15 protein-coding genes and 2 pseudogenes are annotated in these 16,614 nt (G+C 73.7%); 12 read left to right on the top strand and 5 right to left on the bottom strand.

Annotated features, from left to right (window positions below; all coding sequences use genetic code 11):
* Both IEZ08_RS27515 and IEZ08_RS27510 read left to right on the top strand, forming a co-directional pair.
* A pseudogene (locus tag IEZ08_RS27515) lies at positions 1-522 on the top strand (hypothetical protein); the annotation flags it as partial.
* Between the two features lie 184 nt (positions 523-706).
* Positions 707-2,077, top strand: coding sequence for a DUF2254 family protein (locus tag IEZ08_RS27510; protein WP_068923024.1), 1,371 nt, complete (start codon positions 707-709; stop codon positions 2,075-2,077).
* A 107-nt stretch (positions 2,078-2,184) separates the two neighbouring features.
* Here the strand turns inward: IEZ08_RS27510 and IEZ08_RS27505 are convergent, their stop codons facing one another.
* From IEZ08_RS27505 to IEZ08_RS27490, 4 genes are all read right to left on the bottom strand, one after another.
* A complete protein-coding gene (locus tag IEZ08_RS27505) occupies positions 2,185-2,859 on the bottom strand; it encodes a DUF6766 family protein (protein ID WP_189243278.1) in 675 nt (224 codons plus the stop codon).
* Between the two features lie 94 nt (positions 2,860-2,953).
* Positions 2,954-3,295: a hypothetical protein gene (locus IEZ08_RS27500; RefSeq protein ID WP_203863494.1), complete on the bottom strand. Its 342-nt coding sequence runs from the start codon at positions 3,293-3,295 to the stop codon at positions 2,954-2,956.
* Positions 3,296-3,391: 96 nt separating this feature from the next.
* Positions 3,392-4,351, bottom strand: a complete 960-nt coding sequence (locus IEZ08_RS27495; protein ID WP_229803548.1) for a glycosyltransferase — start codon at positions 4,349-4,351, stop codon at positions 3,392-3,394.
* A complete protein-coding gene (locus tag IEZ08_RS27490) occupies positions 4,348-4,866 on the bottom strand; it encodes a D-glycero-alpha-D-manno-heptose-1,7-bisphosphate 7-phosphatase (RefSeq protein WP_068923027.1) in 519 nt (172 codons plus the stop codon). Before IEZ08_RS27490 ends, IEZ08_RS27495 begins: the two co-directional genes overlap by 4 nt.
* A gap of 213 nt (positions 4,867-5,079) precedes the next feature.
* On the opposite strand from IEZ08_RS27490, the gene IEZ08_RS27485 reads away from it, so the two are divergent.
* From IEZ08_RS27485 to IEZ08_RS27445, 9 genes and pseudogenes are all read left to right on the top strand, one after another.
* Positions 5,080-6,720, top strand: a complete 1,641-nt coding sequence (locus IEZ08_RS27485) for a carbamoyltransferase family protein (RefSeq protein ID WP_189243277.1) — start codon at positions 5,080-5,082, stop codon at positions 6,718-6,720.
* Positions 6,717-7,727 (top strand): glycosyltransferase family 2 protein, encoded by a 1,011-nt coding sequence (locus tag IEZ08_RS27480; protein ID WP_189243276.1) that lies wholly within the window; start codon positions 6,717-6,719, stop codon positions 7,725-7,727. Before IEZ08_RS27485 ends, IEZ08_RS27480 begins: the two co-directional genes overlap by 4 nt.
* A complete protein-coding gene (locus tag IEZ08_RS27475; RefSeq protein ID WP_229803547.1) occupies positions 7,724-8,836 on the top strand; it encodes a glycosyltransferase family 9 protein in 1,113 nt (370 codons plus the stop codon). Before IEZ08_RS27480 ends, IEZ08_RS27475 begins: the two co-directional genes overlap by 4 nt.
* A complete protein-coding gene (locus tag IEZ08_RS27470) occupies positions 8,833-10,041 on the top strand; it encodes a glycosyltransferase (protein ID WP_068923030.1) in 1,209 nt (402 codons plus the stop codon). Before IEZ08_RS27475 ends, IEZ08_RS27470 begins: the two co-directional genes overlap by 4 nt.
* 3 nt (positions 10,042-10,044) lie before the next feature.
* Positions 10,045-10,584 (top strand): annotated as a pseudogene (locus tag IEZ08_RS27465) (D-sedoheptulose-7-phosphate isomerase); the annotation flags it as partial.
* Between the two features lie 164 nt (positions 10,585-10,748).
* Entirely contained in the window at positions 10,749-12,266 is a 1,518-nt protein-coding gene (rfaE2, locus tag IEZ08_RS27460) for a D-glycero-beta-D-manno-heptose 1-phosphate adenylyltransferase (RefSeq protein ID WP_068928701.1), read from the top strand.
* A gap of 20 nt (positions 12,267-12,286) precedes the next feature.
* A complete protein-coding gene (locus IEZ08_RS27455; protein ID WP_068923031.1) occupies positions 12,287-12,967 on the top strand; it encodes an SDR family oxidoreductase in 681 nt (226 codons plus the stop codon).
* 28 nt (positions 12,968-12,995) lie between these two features.
* Complete coding sequence (locus tag IEZ08_RS27450) at positions 12,996-13,979, top strand: glycosyltransferase family 9 protein (protein WP_203863495.1); 984 nt, start codon at positions 12,996-12,998, stop codon at positions 13,977-13,979.
* Complete coding sequence (locus tag IEZ08_RS27445) at positions 13,976-14,944, top strand: UDP-glucuronic acid decarboxylase family protein (RefSeq protein WP_189243275.1); 969 nt, start codon at positions 13,976-13,978, stop codon at positions 14,942-14,944. The genes IEZ08_RS27450 and IEZ08_RS27445 overlap by 4 nt, the downstream gene beginning before the upstream one ends.
* Here IEZ08_RS27445 and IEZ08_RS27440 read toward each other — a convergent pair.
* Positions 14,910-15,881 carry a DUF72 domain-containing protein gene (locus tag IEZ08_RS27440; protein ID WP_189243274.1) on the bottom strand — a complete coding sequence of 324 codons (972 nt, stop codon included), beginning with the start codon at positions 15,879-15,881 and terminating at the stop codon, positions 14,910-14,912. The two genes, IEZ08_RS27445 and IEZ08_RS27440, sit on opposite strands and share 35 nt — an antisense overlap.
* Positions 15,882-16,063: 182 nt before the next feature.
* Here IEZ08_RS27440 and IEZ08_RS27435 point away from each other — a divergent pair, with 182 nt between their 5' ends.
* A complete protein-coding gene (locus IEZ08_RS27435) occupies positions 16,064-16,513 on the top strand; it encodes a DUF4383 domain-containing protein (protein WP_068923034.1) in 450 nt (149 codons plus the stop codon).
* Positions 16,514-16,614 lie beyond the last annotated feature (101 nt).

Below are 16,614 nucleotides of genomic sequence, written 5' to 3'. Positions count from 1 at the left end.
AGCGCCCCCGAGGGCTCCATGCTGGAGGTCGAGGACGACGACGGCACCGTCCTGATCTACAACAACGACTTCTACCTCGCCGAGATCGACCTGCCGTGGGCCAGGGACGCCAACGGCAACGCGGTGCCGACCTCCTACCGGGTGGAGGGCATGACGCTCGTCCAGACCGTCGAGCACGCGGGCGCCGCCTACCCCGTGGTCGCCGACCCCGCGCTCAAGCTGCAGTGCGAGTGGTGGAAGGCCATGTGCCGGCTCATCTTCTCCAAGAAGCTCACCAAGCAGATCTACGGCGTCTGGCTCGTCGCCGGCGTCGCCGGCGCCATCGAGGCGATGAAGAGCGCCTGCGACAAGCTCAAGGGCAAGGCCAAACTGATCTGCAAGATCGCCTACACGGCGGGCGGGGCCTCGGTCATCTACAAGGTCCGGGAAGCCGCCAGCAAGAAGCAGTGCCTCGCGATCCGGTTCCAGGCCCCGGGCATCGTCTGGTACGAGGTGCGCAAGAAGAGCTGCCAGAGCAAGTAACCGTGTCATCGCGGCGCTCCCGCCGGTCTCCGGCGGGGGCGCCGGTGCCGCGGGCCTGGCCCGGGACCGGCGGGGGGCGTTTAGCCGCGGAGGGGGAGGGCAACGAGGTGCGGTGTCAGAGATATCGCGATTACAGCACTATGTCCCCACCCGGCAGGACCTCCGGGTCCGGTGGCGGCTGTCGGTGACGGAGTTCCTGTTCACGCCCCTGCTCATGGTTCTCGGCTCCGTCGCGCTCGCCCTCGGGGCCGTTCTCCTCGACTCGTCCTCAACGGCCTGGTCCGGTGAGATCCGCGGATTCTTCCTCCGCGTCTTCCCGCACGACAACCTGATCAACATGCTGCGGGTGATCGCGACCGGCCTGGTGACGGTGACCACGCTCACCCTGTCGGCGCTGCTGGTGGCGATCTCGCACACCGCGACCACCGTCGCCCCCGTCGTGTTCGACCAGTTCCTGCGGCGCAGGGCCAACCAGGCGTACTTCGGCTACGTCGCGGGCTGCGCCACCTACACCTACCTCGTCATGGCCGTCACACGGCCCGAGTGGACCGGGATCGCGGCGCTGCTCGCGCTGATCCTGGCCGCCGTCGCGCTGGTCCTGCTGGTGTTCATGGGCTACGTGATGATCGACCAGATGCGTCCCACCTCCGTGGTGCGCTCGATCCAGGACCTCGCCTTCGAGGCCCGGCTGCGCCAGCTCCCCCTGCTCGCGCGCTCCCGCGTCCGGTCCCGCCTCGACGGCGAGGCGACGCCGGTGACCACCCGGGCGACCGGCTACGTGATCGACATCAGCACCGCGCGCCTGGAGAAGCTGCTGGCGCCCACCGGAGACGCCGTGGAGGTCGCCTTCCAGGTGCGGATCGGAGACCTGCTCGCCTACGGCGACACCGTCGCCCGCATCCGTGGCGGGAGCGAGGCGCAGCGCCGTACGGTCGCCGACAACGTGCTCGACTGCGTCACGATCGACCGGATCCGCAACGCCGACGTCGATCCCGACCACGCCATCGAGCAACTCGGCAACGTGGCCTGGGCGGCGACCTCCACCCGGCAGAACCCCGATGTGGCGCTCGCCTCGGTCGGGGCGCTGCGCGACCTGTCGGCCCGCTGCGCCGCCGCCGGGGTGCCCGACGCCGCGGCGTACGGCGGGCCGCTGCCGGTGGTCTACGACGACGCCCTGCAGCGGCGGATCGTGGCGGCCCTCGTCGACCTGGTGGTGGTCAGCACCTCCTCCCGGCAGCACCAGACCTGCGCCGTGGCGCTGTCCACCCTGGCCGAGATCCTGCCGCAGCTGGGGGACCGGGACCGCGACGTGGCGGTCATGAGCCTGCAGCGGGCGCTCCCGGCGGCCCTGTCGCACGTGGCCAGCGTGGAGATGGGCCGCGGCCTTGCCAAGCTGCGGGCCGCGTTCGACGCGATCGGCCGGGAGGACATGGCCGACCAGGTCCGCGACATGGGCCCCCGGCTGGTCAGGGAGAACGGCCTGGACGACGGCGACCTCATCGACCACCTCGACGAGCACGACATCACCGGACCGCGTCCCTTCCGGTACCGCTGAACCGGTTGCCCGGGAGGAGGCCGGCGCGGCCTCCTCCCGGGAGGCGACCGCCCCCTCGGCGAACGGCGGCGAGCAGGCGGCGCCCGGTGGGGACCCTCCGCGCGGCCTCAGCCCTCGACGCCGGTGGCCTTGTGCGCCGCGCCGACGGGCTTGGACTCGGGTGATCCCCGCTGGCGCAGGTAGACGGAGAGCACGACCATGGACAGCACCGCCAGGAACTCCGACTGCCAGTTCTGCAGGGTGCGGTTCCAGAAGTCGGCCGAGCCGACGTACTCCCACCAGCTCAGCGGGTCTTGCAGCCGGGCGAGCTGCTCGGCGTTGTAGGCCGCCCGGCCCGCCAGGGACTGGGTCAGCCACGACAACAGGAAGATCAGTCCCATCGTCATGCCCAGGGAGTTGCTGTACAGCTTCAGGCGCAGCCCGGTCGTCTTGGCCCAGGCGGGGCTGTCGGGTTCGGAGTGCCGGCCGACCTGCTGGTCGGAGTCGCTCTCCGTGCCCTCCTTGCCCGGCTCCTTCGACTCGGGTGAGCCGCGCTGCACCCACCAGACCGTGGCCATGATGAACAGCAGGAACTGCAGGTACTCCGACTGCCAGTTCTCCGCCACGTCCACGGCGAAGTCCGAGGAGGTGACGTACTCCGCCCAGGAGAGCGCGGCCCCGCCCTCGGCGACCTGGCGCTCGTTGTAGTCGGCGTTGCCCGCCACCGACTGACCGGCCAGCGCCAGCAGGAACAGGACCAGGAAGAACAGGCTCAGGGCGTTGTCCTTGAGAAAGCTTCGCATGGCGTCCCCCTAGCGGTTGAGCAGGCCGATGACGAGCAGGTACGCCAGGCCGACACCGATGATCACGAGGGTGGTGACGAACATCAGGCGCATGTCAGCCCTCCACTTCACAGTCGTACGGCAGGTCGCCGCGGGCCTGGCAACCCGCCCCGCGGACCAGCCAGCCCTGCGGGAACCGGTGCAGGAAGACGGTGTCGTGCTCCAGCCGTACCTGGGCCTCGTCCCCCCAGACCTCGGCCCGGCGGATCGCGCCGCCCGATAAGTTCAGGGAGAGGACGGCCTGGGCGCACTCCTCGCCGCCGCTGCGAAGGCTCTCGGCGGCCCGGGGCGTCAGCAGGGCACAGGCCTGCTCGCCCTGGCCGCCCGCGACCGCGCCGTGGAAACTCTCCGCCGCCTGGCCGGCGGCTCCGTGCCCGGCGGACGCACATCCGGTCAATCCGGCTAATAAAGCACTTATTGCTATAAAAGTGATTCTTCGATTCATCGGCTCCTCCTTCCCCTCCAACCACGGGAATCACATGGAGCCTGCCGATCAGCCCTCGGTGACCTCGGTGAGCAGACGGTCCCAGTCGCCCAGGAACCTGTCCAGACCGTAACGGGAGAGCGCGGCGGCGCGGGCGGTTTTGCCGACCTGCCGCGCCAGCTCCGGCTCGCCGACGAAGGCGTCCAGGGCGGCGGCGAGCACGGACACACGGGTGGAGACCACACCCGCCTCCGGGGGCACCGCCTCCACGGCCTCGGTGGCCGCCAGCGCGACCACCGGCATGCCGATCATCATGGCCTCGATCAGGGACAGGCCGAGCGAGGTCCACCGGTAGGGGTGCAGGTAGACGCGCCGCCTGGCCAGCTCGGCGTGCATCCGCGCCTGCGGCAGGTCCTCGAAGACGCCCAGCGGGACGCCGAGGTGGTCCGGCAGGCCGGTGACCTTCATGCCGAACACGTCCAGCGGCGCCTCCTCGGCGAACGCGGGCAGCAGATCGGTGCCCGCCACCCGTTCGCGCCGGATCGGCTCGTTGACCACGACGCCCGCCCGGGGAAGCTCGCCGGTGTAGAGGGGGCCGGGGTCGACGACGCCGTGCTCGATCACGCGGGCGGGGGCCCGGCCGCAGTCCCAGAACAGCCTGTTGAAGTGGGTCACGTGGACCACGGGGATGTCGTCGCGCTCGGCCAGCGGATGCAGGGTCGCGGGCACGTCCCCCTTGGGGGTGTTGTGCTCGACGTAGACGGCGGGCACGTCCTTGCCGGGGCGGCGGCCCAGCCACTCGGCGGCCAGCTCGATCTCGTCGGGGCGCTGCAGCACGACCACGTCCACGTCCTCGTCGCGGAGCCGGTCGGCGGGGACCTCGCGGGCGGCCCGCGGCCACGGGTAGGTCTGCGCCCGGCCGCGCCCGTCGGGCCCCCGGCCGGGGAGCACCGGCACCAGATAGTCATGGGCACCGTGGACGAACGAGGTCATCCAGGACCCGTGCACGTGCCAGACCAGGATCCTCACCGCGCCACCTCCGCCTTCTCGCCGAGGGCGAGGGCCACCGCGGCGGTGAGGTCCGGGGCGACCTCCTCGGCGGCGGCCACCTCCTCGGGGAGCGTCACCTCGGTCGGCACCAGGATGCCCCGGGCCCCGGCCGCGCGGGCGGCCTCGACGTCCCTGCCGATGTCGCCGATCACCACGCAGTCGCGGGGATCCACGCCGAGCGCCTCCGCCGCGCGCAGGACCAGCCCGGGGGCGGGTTTGCGGCACGCGCACCCGTCCGCCTCGCCGTGCGGGCACACCGCCCACACGTCGAACGGCCCGAGCAGCTCCTCGACGCGGGCGTTGACCCGCTCCAGATCGTCGGCGCCGATCAGGCCCCTGGCCACGCCGGACTGGTTGGTGACCACCCCGACCGGCACGCCGGCCCGGCGGATCCGATCAATGGCGGAACGGCTTCCGGAGATCGGCTTGACCAGTTCTGGGCGATTGTTGTAAGGGACGTCGTAAATGATCGTCCCATCGCGGTCAAAAAGCACGGCGGCGGGTCGATTCCCGTGCGGCACGAGCACCTCCGGAGGGATTGGTCACCGACCTAATCCGCTACCCGGACGACCGAAGGTTAATCCCCAAAAAACTACTTACCGTGACAACGTGCAGCTTGCAGCGCTTCTAGCTGCACTTCTACCCGGGAGAAGTGTTTGAGAAGCGCTTCTCTCGGTAGTGGTAGGGCATCAGCGGGAGAGGAAATCATGAACTTTCTGGGGTTAAACGCGATCTTCCATGACCCTGCGGCGGCACTCGTAATGGACGGCAAAGTGGTGACCGCCGCCGAAGAGGAAAGGTTCAGCCGTCGCAAGCACGGAAAACGCCCTGTTCCCTTCTCCGCCTGGGAGTTACCCGAGCAGGCCGCCGCCTGGTGCCTGGATCAGGCGGGCCTGCGCCCGGAGGACCTCGACGCCGTCGCCTACTCCTACGATCCCGCGCTGGTCCGGCCCGGCCAGAAGGGACTCGACGAGCGCTGGGAAGACCTGCGCACCACCTACGCCCACCGGGCTCCCGCCTTCCTCTCGACCGTCCTTCCCGGACTCGACCCCGCCCAGGTCCGATACGTGCCCCACCACGTCGCGCACGCGGCCTCGGCCGGGCTGGCGGCGCCGTACCGGAACTCGGCGGTCCTGGTCTGCGACGGCCGCGGAGAGGCGGTCTCGCATCTGGCCGGGCGCTACCTCGACGGCGAGCTGACCGTCCTGGCCACCCAGGAACTGCCGCACTCCCTCGGCCTGATGTACGAGGAGGTCACCGAGCACCTGGGCTTCCTGCGCTCCAGCGACGAGTACAAGGTCATGGCGCTGGCCTCCTACGGCGAGCCCCGCTTCCTGGGCGAACTGCGCGAGCTGATCTACGCCACCGGCGACGGCGGTTTCCGCGTCGAGCCGATCGACTGGGGCGGGTACGCCAAGGCCCTGGCCAGGGGCGAGAACTGGTCGGCCGACCACGCCGACCTCGCGGCCAGCGTGCAGAAGCGGCTGGAGGAGGTCCTGCTCGACCTCGCCCGCTGGCTGCACGACCGCACCGGCGAGCGCTACCTGACCATGGCCGGGGGAGTGGCGCTCAACTGCGTCGCCAACACGCGGCTGCTGGCGGAGGGCCCGTTCGAGGAGATCTGGGTGCAGCCCGCAGCCGGGGACTCCGGCACCGCGCTCGGCGGGGCGCTCCACCTGGCCCAGGCGGCCGGCGAGCCGGCCGCGCCGATGCCCGGCGCCGACCTCGGCCGGGGCTGGACCGACGAGGAACTGGCCGCCTGGCTGGACGTGGCGCGGGTGCCGTACGAGCGCCCCCGCGATCTGGCCGCCGCGGTCGCCGCCGAGCTGGCCGCCGACCGGATCATCGCCTGGTTCCAGGGACGGAGCGAGTACGGCCCGCGCGCGCTCGGCCGCCGTTCCCTGCTGGCCCACCCCGGCCGTGCCGCCAACACCGAGCGGCTCAACGACGTCAAGGGCCGTGAGCAGTTCCGCCCGATCGCCCCGATGGTGCTCGCCGAGCGCGCCGGGGAGATCTTCGAACGCGGCCCCATCCCCAGCCCCTACATGCTCTTCGTCCACGACGTGCGGCCGGAGTGGCGCGAGCGCATCCCGGCCGTCGTGCACGTCGACGGCACCGCCAGGATCCAGACCGTGGACCGCGCCGACGACCCGCTGATGGCCAGGACGCTGGAGGAGTTCGAGGCCAGGACCGGGATTCCGGTGGTGGTCAACACCAGCCTCAACACGGCCGGACGGCCCATGGTCGACGACCCCAGGGACGCGCTGGAGTGCTTCGGGTCGGCACCGGTGGACGTGCTCGTGCTCGGGCCGTACCTGATCCGGCGGGGGCGGGTGTTCGCATCATGATCACCGTGGTCATCCCGACGATCGGCCGCCCCACCCTCGCCGCGACCCTCGCCGCGATCGACCCGAAGACCGAGGTCATCGTGGTCGACGACCGCCGGGACGAGATCGTCGTCGATTCCCTGCCCGAGCCGTCGGTGGACGGCCCGCTCCTGACGGGGGCGGCCTCGGTGGAGCGCGACGTGGACGTCCTGGGCGCGCTGCGCGCGGCGGGCGGCCGGGTCCGGGTCCTGCGCTCCGGAGGGCGGGGACCCGCCGCCGCCAGGAACGTCGGATGGCGCGCGGCCGGGACGCCGTGGGTGGTGTTCCTCGACGACGACGTGATCCCCGAGCCGGGCTGGGACAAGGCGGTCCGCGCCGACCTGGAGAACCTCCCCGCCGAGGTGGGCGGGAGCCAAGGCCGCATCGAGGTCCCGCTCCCGCTCGACCGCAGGCCCACCGACGCCGAGCGCAACACCGCGGGGCTGGCCACCGCGGAGTGGATCACCGCGGACATGGCGTACCGGCGGGCCGCTCTGGAGCGGGTCGGCGGGTTCGACGAGCGTTTCCCCCGCGCCTACCGGGAGGACGCCGACCTCGCGCTGCGCGTGCGGGCCGCGGGCTACCGGCTGGTGCGGGGCGAGCGCGTCACCCGGCACCCGGTCCGCGACGACGGGTTCTGGTCCAGCGTGCGCTTCCAGCGCGGCAACGCCGACGACGCGCTGATGCGGCGCGTCCACGGCCCCGACTGGCGGGCCGCGCTCGGCGGCGCGCCCGGGAGGCTGCGCCGCCACGCCGTCACCACCGGCGCGGGACTGCTGGCGATCGGGGCGGTACTGGCGGGACGCCGGGGCACGGCCGCCGCGGCGGGCGCGGTGTGGGCACTGCTCACCGCCGAGTTCGCCTGGGCGCGCATCGCCCCCGGCCCGCGCACGACGGAGGAGATCCGGCGGATGGCGGTCACCAGCGCGCTCATTCCGCCGGTGGCCTGTGCGCACCGCCTCCGGGGCGAGATCCGGGTCCGCCGGTGACCGCTCCCGCGCCGTTGCCCGCGGCGGGGTCCGCGGGCACCGTGCTGGTGGCGCGCGTCGACAACGCGGGGGACGTCCTGCTGGCCGGTCCGGCGATCCGCGCGGTCGCCGCGCGGGCGCGCGAGGTCGTCCTGCTGGCCGGCCCGCACGGCCGGGCCGCGGGTGAGCTGCTGCCCGGCGTGTCCCGCGTGATCGAGTGGCGCACGCCGTGGATCGACCCCGAGCCGCCCCCGGTCACCGGAGAGCACACCGCGCGGCTGATCGGGGCCGTCCGCGACGTCGCCCCGGACGAGGCGCTCATCCTGACCTCCTTCCACCAGTCGCCTCTCCCGCTGGCGCTGCTGCTCCGGCTCGCGGGCGTGCCCAGGATCTCCGCGATCAGCAACGACTACCCGGGCTCGCTGCTCGACCTGCGCCGGGTCGTGGACGAGGACGTGGACGTGCCCGAGGCCGAGCGCATGCTCGGCCTGGCCCGGGAGGCCGGGTTCGACCTGCCGCCCGGCGACGGCGGCGGGCTCGCCGTGCGCCGCCCGCTGCCCGAGGCCGGCCACCTGACCGGGCCGCCCGGCTACGTGGTCGTGCATCCCGGAGTCTCCGCGCCCGCGCGGGCCTGGCCCGCCGAGAACTGGACCGACCTGGTGCGGAGACTGTCGGCGGAGGGACTGCGGGTCGTGGTGACCGGCGCCCCCGGGGAGAAGGAACTGACCGAGCGCATCGCCGGCGCGGTGACCGGGGGCGTTCCGGGGGCTCCGGGCGTTCCGGGGGCTGCGGGGGCCGTGGTGGATCTGGGCGGTGCGACGACCATGGCCGAGCTCGCCGCGGTCCTGGACGGGGCGAGCGTGGCCGTCGTGGCCAACACCGGCCCCGCGCACCTGGCCGCGGCGGTCGGCACCCCGGTGGTCAGCCTGTTCGCGCCCGTCGTCCCGGCCGCCCGCTGGGCGCCGTACGGCGTCGCCCGTGTGGTCCTCGGCGACCAGCACGCTCCCTGCCGGGGCACCCGGGCCAGGGTCTGCCCGGTCCCCGGTCATCCCTGTCTGTCGTCCGTACCGGGCGAGCGGGTGGTCGAGGCCGTCCGCCGCCTGGCCCTGTCGCAGGAGGCAGCTGTATGAGGATCGCTCTGATATCCGAGCACGCCAACCCGCTGGCCGCGGTCGGCGGAGTCGACGCGGGAGGGCAGAACGTCCACGTCGCCGCCCTGGCGGCGGCTCTGGCCGACCGGGGGCACGAGGTCGTCGTCTACACCCGGCGCGACCGCCGGGACGTGCCCGCCACCGTCCCGCTCCACCCGGGGGTGACCGTCGAGCACGTCCCGGCCGGGCCGCCCGTGCCCGTCTCCAAGGACATGCTGCTGCCGTACATGCCCGCCTTCGCCGCCTACCTGCAGCGGCGCTGGGCCGCGTGGCGCCCCGACGTGGTGCACGCCCACTTCTGGATGAGCGGCCTGGCCGCGCTGGAGGCCGCGCGGGATCTCGGGGTGCCGGTTCTGCAGACCTTCCACGCCCTGGGCACGGTCAAGCGCCGCTGGCAGGGGACGGCCGACACCAGCCCGCCCGAGCGGCTCACCCTGGAGGCGGACATCGGGCGGCGGGCCCAGGGCATCGTGGCCACCTGCGCCGACGAGGTGAACGAGCTGCTGGCGATGGGCGTGCCCGGCGGGCATGTCTCGGTCGTGCCGTGCGGCGTCGACCTGGACCGCTTCCGTCCCGACGGTCCCGTGGCCCCGCGCGGGTGGCGGCACCGCGTCCTCAGCATCGGCCGCATGGTCCCCCGCAAGGGCGTCGGCACCCTCGTCGAGGCCCTGCGCCACCTGCCCGACACCGAGCTGCTGATCGCCGGGGGCGCACCGGACGACGAGGAGGCCCGGCGGCTGGCCGGCCTCGCCGCCGCGCACGGCATCGCGGACCGGGTGAAGCTGCTCGGCAGCGTCGCCCGGGCCGACGTGCCCGCCCTGATGCGCTCCGCCGACGTGGTCGTCAGCGTCCCCTGGTACGAGCCGTTCGGCATCGTGCCGCTGGAGGCCATGGCCTGCGGGGTTCCCGTGGTCGCCTCCGCCGTCGGCGGCCACCTCGACACCGTCGCGGGCTGCGGGACCCTGGTCCCGCCCCGCCGGCCCCGCGCCCTCGCCCGGGCGCTGCGCGACCTTCTGTCCCGCCCGGAACTGCGCGCGGCCATGGGGCGGGCCGGTGAACGCCGCGCCCGGTCCCGGTACGGCTGGCCCCGCGTCGCCGAGCGGACCGAAGCCGTCTACCTCAACGTGATCGCCGGTCAGCGGACTCCCGACCGGAACCGGATCGCCGCCACGGCAGGAGGCTGAACCATGCATCCACACCTGTCCCGCTTAAGCGCCGCGCTCGCCGCGGTGGACTCCGACACTCCGACGATCTCCGTATGGGGCCGCAAGCTCGCCGCCGTCCTCAGCGGCGGCGGCAGGCTCCTGGCCTGCGGCAACGGTGGTTCGGCCGCGGAGGCCCAGCACCTGACCGCCGAGCTGGTCGGCCGGTTCCGCGCCGACCGCCGGCCGTACGCGGCGATCCCGCTGCACGCCGACACCTCGTCCGTGACCGCGATCGGCAACGACTACGGGGTCGAGGAGGTGTACGCCCGCCAGGTACGGGCGCACGGCCGCCCCGGGGACGTGCTGCTGTGCCTGTCCACCAGTGGGACCAGCCCGAACGTCCTGGCCGCCGCGATGGCCGCCCGCGAGGTCGGGGTCACGACCTGGGCGTTGACCGGCCCGGCGCCCAACCCGCTCGCCGAGTTGTGCGACGACGCCCTGCCGGTCGCGGCCGGGAACACCGCGACCGTCCAGGAGGTGCATCTCGCCGTGATCCACATGCTCTGCGCCGCGCTGGAGGAGGCGTGCGGGGACGCGCTGGAGGAGGCGCGCGAGGACACCGCTGGGGTCATGGGTGGAGCCATGGCTGGAGCCATGACTGAGGACACCGCTGGGGACGCCGCTGGGGACGCCGCCGGAGCCGTGGCCGGAGCCGCCGCCGGGAACGTGCTGGAGGGGACGTGCTGATGAGGCCCGGCCCGCTCGTCGTCGTCGGTGACACCCTGCTCGACGTGGATGTCGAGGGTGAGGCGGAGCGGCTCTGCCCCGACGCGCCCGTCCCCGTCGTGAGCCGTGCCCGTGAGCACCGCCGCCCCGGCGGAGCGGGGCTGGCCGCCCTCCTGGCCGCCACGGCCGGCGGGGGCGCCGAGGTCGTACTGGTCACCGCCGCCGGTGACGACGAGGCCGGGCTGTGCCTGCGGGAGCTGCTGTCCGGCCGGGTGGAGATGGTCCGGCTGCCGCTGGACGGCGGGACCGTGACCAAGACCCGGATCCGGGCGCGCGGCCAGACGCTGCTCCGGCTCGACACCGGTGACGGCCGGGCCCCGGCCGGGCCCCGGTGGGACGGGGACCGCCGGGACGCAGAGCGGCCGCGCGGAGGACGGCCCGGCGACGGCCGGGAGACGCGGCGGGCCGTCGCGGCGATCAGAGAGGCGGGCGCCGTCCTGGTGTCCGACTACGGCCTCGGGACCGTGGAGGTCCTGAGGGACGCGCTGGCGGAGACGTCCGCCCCGGTGATCTGGGATCCGCATCCGCGCGGCCGCGCCCCGATCCCCGGGTGCGCGCTCGTCACGCCGAGCGAGGCGGAGGCCCGCCTGCTGTGCGCGGTCCCGTCGCTCACCCCCGAGCAGACCGCCCGGCGGCTGGTCCGGGACCTGGACGTGGAGGCCGTGGCGGTGACCCTCGGCGACCGGGGCGCGGAGGTGGCGCGCCGGGGCGGCCGGTCCGTGCGGGTGCCGCCGCCGTTCCCGGTGACCGGTCCGGACGCCTGCGGCGCGGGCGACCGGTTCGCCGGGGCCGCCGCGCTCGCCCTGCGGGCGGGCGCCTCGCCCGAGGAGGCCGTCGGGGAGGCCGTGGACGCGGCGACCCGCTTCGTGCGGGACGGGGGAGCGGCCGCGGTCCGGCCCTCCGTCTCCGGCACGGCCGGGCGGCTCTCCGTCTCCGGGCGGCTCTCGGTCTCCGGCACGGCCGGGCGGCTCCCCGCCGCGACGCCGGGTGACCGGTTCCTCGCGGCGGAGCTGGACGACCGCCCGCGCACCCCCCTGGAGCTCGCCGAGGCCGTCCGCGCCGCGGGCGGGCGGCTGGTGGCCACCGGCGGGTGCTTCGACCTGCTGCACGCGGGCCACGTCAGCCTGCTGCGCCGGGCGCGCGCCCTGGGCGACGCCCTGATCGTCTGCGTCAACTCCGACGACTCCGTCCGCGGCCTCAAGGGGCCGGGCCGTCCCGTCGTCAGCGAGGAGGACCGGGTCGAGGTGCTGCGCGCGCTGGAGTGCGTGGACGCCGTCGTCGTCTTCGGCGAGAGCACCCCCACCTCGCTCATCGAGACGCTCCGGCCCGACGTGTGGGTCAAGGGCGGCGACTACGCGGAGGCCGGCCTGCCGGAGGCGGAGGCGGTGCGCCGGGCCGGAGGGGAGATCGTGATCCTCCCCCTGGTCCCCGGCCAGTCCACCACCAACCTGATCGCCGCCGCCCGCGCGGCCCTGTGAGGAACGAGGAAGAGGGATCCATGCTCGGAAACATCCTGATCACCGGTGGCGCGTCCGGCCTGGGCCGGGCCACCGCCGAGGCCGTGGCCAAGGCGGGCGGGCGGCCGCTGGTCGTCGACGTCAACGCTCCCGACCTCGAGGTGGACCACGTGCTCGCCGACCTGTCCGACCGGGAACAGGCCGAACGGGCCGTCGCCGAGCTGGCCGGGCGGGCCGGGGGACTGGACGGCGTCGTCACCGCCGCGGGCATCGACGCCTGCGGGCGCCTGGCCGACGTCGCCGCCGACCGGTGGGAACGGGTGGTGCAGGTCAACCTGTTCGGCACCGTCTCGGTGGTCCGCGCGGCGCTGCCGTACCTGACGGCCTCCCGGGGGCGGGTCGTGACCTGCGCCTCCACCCTCGGCCTGCGGGCGGTGAGCGACGCCACCGCCTACTGCGCCTCCAAGTTCGGGGTGGTCGGCTTCACCCGGGCGCTCGCCACCGAGCTGGCCGGCCAGGTGGGGGTGACGCTGCTGGTCCCCGGGGGCATGCACACCCACTTCTTCGACGACCGCGACGAGCAGTACAAGCCGGGTCCCGACGCCCGGCTCAACAAGCCGGAGGACGTGGCGGCCACCATCGTCTTCGCCCTCGGCCAGCCCGCGGGATGCGAGATCAGGGAGCTCCTCGTGTGCTCCTCGACGGAGACGTCGTGGCCGTGACCGGCCCCGCGTCCGCCCCGGAGCCCCGGTGAGCACCGCCGGTCCCGCCCCCGGCCCGTCCGCGAGGCCGGGCCGGGACGACGGCCGCCCGGTTCTGCTGGCGCTGCGCGGGCTCGCGCTGGGGGACCTGCTCACCGCGGTGCCCGCGCTGCGGGCGCTGCGGCGGGCCTGGCCCGGGCACCGGATCGTCCTGGCCGCCCCGGCCGCGCTGGCGGAGCTGCTGCCGCCGATCGGCGCGGCCGACGAACTGCTCGACGTCTCCGGGCCGGGGCCGGTCCCCTTCGACGCCCCGGACATCGCGGTCAACCTGCACGGCAGCGGGCCGCAGAGCATCGAGGCGCTGCTGCGCACCGGCCCGGGGCGGCTGCTGACCCACGCCCACCCCGCCTTTCCCGGCGTGCCCGGACCGCCGTGGCGGGCGGACGTCCACGAGGTGCGCCGCTGGTGCGACCTGCTCGGCTGGTACGGCGTCCCGGCCGACCCCGCCGACCTGTGCCTCACCGGCCCGGACCGTGCGGCGGCGCGCACGGGGCCGGTGGTGGTCCATCCCGGCGCCGCCTACCCGGCCAGGCGGTGGCCCCCGGAGCGGTTCGCCCGGGTCGCCGCCGGACTGCGCGCGGCCGGGCACGACGTGGTGGTCACCGGCAACGCGGCCGAGCGGGAACTCGCCCGGCGGGTGGCGCGTCTGGCCCGCCTGCCGGAGGAGAACGTGCTCGCCGGACGTACCGGGCTGCGGGAGCTGGCAGCGCTGCTGGCGGCCGCCCGGCTGCTCGTCTGCGGCGACACCGGCGTGGCCCACCTGGCGAGCGCGTACGGCACGCCGTCCGTCCTGCTGTTCGGGCCGGTCTCGCCCGCCCTGTGGGGTCCGCCGCCCGGCGGGCCGCACCGCGTCCTGTGGGCGGGACGGTCCGGTGACCCCCATGGAAGAGAGACCGACCCCGGGCTGCTCCGGATCGACGTTCCCGAAGTCCTCGACGCGGCCCTGAACCTGATGGAGGTGGACGTGCGATGAGCGCACGGCGTGCGGTGGTGACCGGCGGAGCCGGATTCCTCGGCTCCTACCTGTGTGAGCGGCTGGTGGCGCGGGGGACGGAGGTGATCTGCATGGACAACTTCCTCACCGGCTCGCCGGACAACGTCGCCCACCTGATGGGCGAGCCCTCGTTCCGGCTCGTCGAATGCGACCTGACCGGGTTCGTTCACGTGCCCGGCGAGGTCGACCTGGTGCTCCACTTCGCCTCCGCCGCGTCTCCGGTCGACTACCTGCGCCACCCGATCGAGACGCTCAAGGTGGGCAGCCTCGGCACGCTGCACGCTCTCGGCCTGGCCCGGGAGAAGGGCGCCCGGTTCGTGCTCGCCTCCACCAGCGAGGTGTACGGCGACCCGCTGGAGCACCCGCAGCGGGAGGAGTACTGGGGCAACGTCAACCCGGTCGGCCCGCGCAGCGTCTACGACGAGGCCAAACGGTTCGCCGAGTCGCTGACCACCGCCTACCGCAACTCCCACGGGACCGACACGGCGATCGTACGGATCTTCAACACCTACGGGCCGCGGATGCGCCCCCACGACGGCCGGGCCATCCCCACCTTCATCCGCCAGGCGCTGTCCGGTGAGCCGATCACCGTGACCGGCGACGGGAGCCAGACCCGCTCCATCTGCTACGTCACCGACACGGTGGAGGGCATCCTCGCCCTGGCCGGCAGCGACTTCGCGGGCCCGGTCAACATCGGCAACCCGGCGGAGCTGACCATGCTCACCCTCGCCGAGACCATCCGCGACCTGACCGGCTCGTCCTCGCCGATCGAGTTCATCGACCGGCCCGCCGACGACCCGGCCGTCCGCCGCCCGGACACCTCCCTGGCCGCCTCCCGGCTGGGCTGGCGCCCGCAGGTGGAGATCGGCGAAGGGCTGCGCCGTACCATCGCGTGGTTCACCGACAAGCTCAGCGAGACATCGCAGGCCGTGGCCGGCCGCTGACCCCCGTCCCGGCGCCCGCGCCGGTGAGCTCCGCCATCCGGGCGGCGTTGCGCTGGGCGTTGTCGCGGCAGCAGTTGTTCATGAGGACGTGCACGGTCTCCGCCTCGCGGGAGAACGCGCGGAGCCTGGCCGCCCAGTGCTCCAGCTCGGCCTCCGAGTAGAGGTAGGCGAACCGTTCCTCGATCTTCTTGCTGGCCCACTTCTCCGAGTGGCCGTGGAAGCGGACCACGGCCAGGTCGGAGGTGGCGGCCAGGACCGGGGGGATCGAGGACGTGTGTCCCTGCGGCATGTCGACGCTGACGTAGGGGATGCCGTGTTCGGCGAGGAAGCCGAGTGTGCGTTCCCGGCCGTCCTCCTCCATCCAGGTGCGGTTGCGGAACTCCACGCACGCGCGGAAGGGGGCGCAGCGCCGCACGCACTCCAGGACGTGCCGCCGGTTGCGCTCGCCGGCGGTGAACCACGGCGGGAACTGCAGCAGGACGGCGCCCAGCTTGCCCGCCTCGTGCAGCGGGGTGAGCGTGTCGAGGAAGCGCCGCCACACCTCCTCGACGAGCTCCGGGTCCAGGTCGCGGGCGTAGACGGTGGCGGCGCCGGTGCCCTCCGGGCCGCCGGGCGCCGTCCGCAGGTCCTTGTAGAGGGAGGCCACCCGGGTGGGATGTCCGGTCAGGAGGGAGAACGCCTTGATGTTGAAGACGAATCCCGGGGGCGTGCGGTCCCGCCAGGACTCCACGGTCCTGCGCGCCGGGGGATGGTAGTAGGTGGCGTCCACCTCCACGAGGGGGAAACGCGCCGCGTAGTAGGCCAGCCGTTCGGCGGGTGTCGAGACGCCGGGGGGATACCAGCCCGAGTCGAGCAGCGACCGGTCGGTCCAGGAGGCCGTGCCGACGAGGATTCCCTTCCCGGGGGCGGGTGAGGCCGGAGGGGGCTGTGCTGTCATGCGGAGCCCCTGCCCGGACGGGTGGCCGTGTCACCTCCGTGTCACGTCACCTCCGCGTCACGCGGGGCCGTCCGCGGCGGCCTTTTTCGCTTTCGTTGACCGGCCGGTCGTGGTCCGATGACTATCCGCGATTCCGGCGGGTAGCGGAATGTCCTCAGAGTCGGCCATATAGAGGAGGCGTCATGAACGCTTCACGTCCGCACGCTACGACCCGATCGCCGCTGCAGCTCGCCGCGCTGGTCGTCGGAGCGGTGTTTCTTCTCGTCGGTGTTCTGGGGTTCATCCCCGGCGTGACCACGAACGTCGACGAGCTCGAGTTCGCCGGGCACCAGTCGGACGCGATGCTCCTCGGAATCTTCGAGGTCTCCATCCTGCACAACGTCGTGCACCTGCTGTTCGGCGTGGCGGGCATCGCGCTCTCCCGTACCTGGGCCGGCGCCCGTAACTTCCTCATCGGCGGCGGGGTGGTCTACCTGCTGCTGTGGCTGTACGGCATGGTCATCCCGCACGACAGCGAGGCCAACTTCGTCCCGCTCAACGCCGCCGACAACTGGCTCCACCTGTTCCTCGGCCTGGGCATGGTCGCGCTGGGCTTCGTGCTCGGCCGCGGAGCCGTCAGAACGCGGGTCTGACGGCAGGCGCCACGCGGATCCCGTACCCGGGTGATCCGCCGACAAGGGGAGGGGTCCTACTGAGGGGGACCCCTCCTCGCGTGTCCGGGGCGTGTCCGGGG

This window comes from Planobispora rosea (genome assembly GCF_014648175.1).
In the GTDB taxonomy this organism is placed as follows: Bacteria; Actinomycetota; Actinomycetes; order Streptosporangiales; family Streptosporangiaceae; genus Planobispora; species Planobispora rosea.
This window is presented reverse-complemented; position numbering and strand designations above follow the sequence as displayed.

Excerpts from the sequence above, each read along its gene's own strand:
- IEZ08_RS27480 (WP_189243276.1), top strand. The coding sequence starts at position 6,717 with ATGATCACCGTGGTCATCCCGACGATCGGCCGCCCCACCCTCGCCGCG.
- IEZ08_RS27470 (WP_068923030.1), top strand. The coding sequence starts at position 8,833 with ATGAGGATCGCTCTGATATCCGAGCACGCCAACCCGCTGGCCGCGGTC.
- IEZ08_RS27505 (WP_189243278.1), bottom strand. The coding sequence starts at position 2,859 with ATGCGAAGCTTTCTCAAGGACAACGCCCTGAGCCTGTTCTTCCTGGTC.
- rfaE2 (WP_068928701.1), top strand. The coding sequence starts at position 10,749 with ATGAGGCCCGGCCCGCTCGTCGTCGTCGGTGACACCCTGCTCGACGTG.
- IEZ08_RS27455 (WP_068923031.1), top strand. The coding sequence starts at position 12,287 with ATGCTCGGAAACATCCTGATCACCGGTGGCGCGTCCGGCCTGGGCCGG.
- IEZ08_RS27445 (WP_189243275.1), top strand. The coding sequence starts at position 13,976 with ATGAGCGCACGGCGTGCGGTGGTGACCGGCGGAGCCGGATTCCTCGGC.
- IEZ08_RS27485 (WP_189243277.1), top strand. The coding sequence starts at position 5,080 with ATGAACTTTCTGGGGTTAAACGCGATCTTCCATGACCCTGCGGCGGCA.
- IEZ08_RS27440 (WP_189243274.1), bottom strand. The coding sequence starts at position 15,881 with ATGACAGCACAGCCCCCTCCGGCCTCACCCGCCCCCGGGAAGGGAATC.
- IEZ08_RS27435 (WP_068923034.1), top strand. The coding sequence starts at position 16,064 with ATGAACGCTTCACGTCCGCACGCTACGACCCGATCGCCGCTGCAGCTC.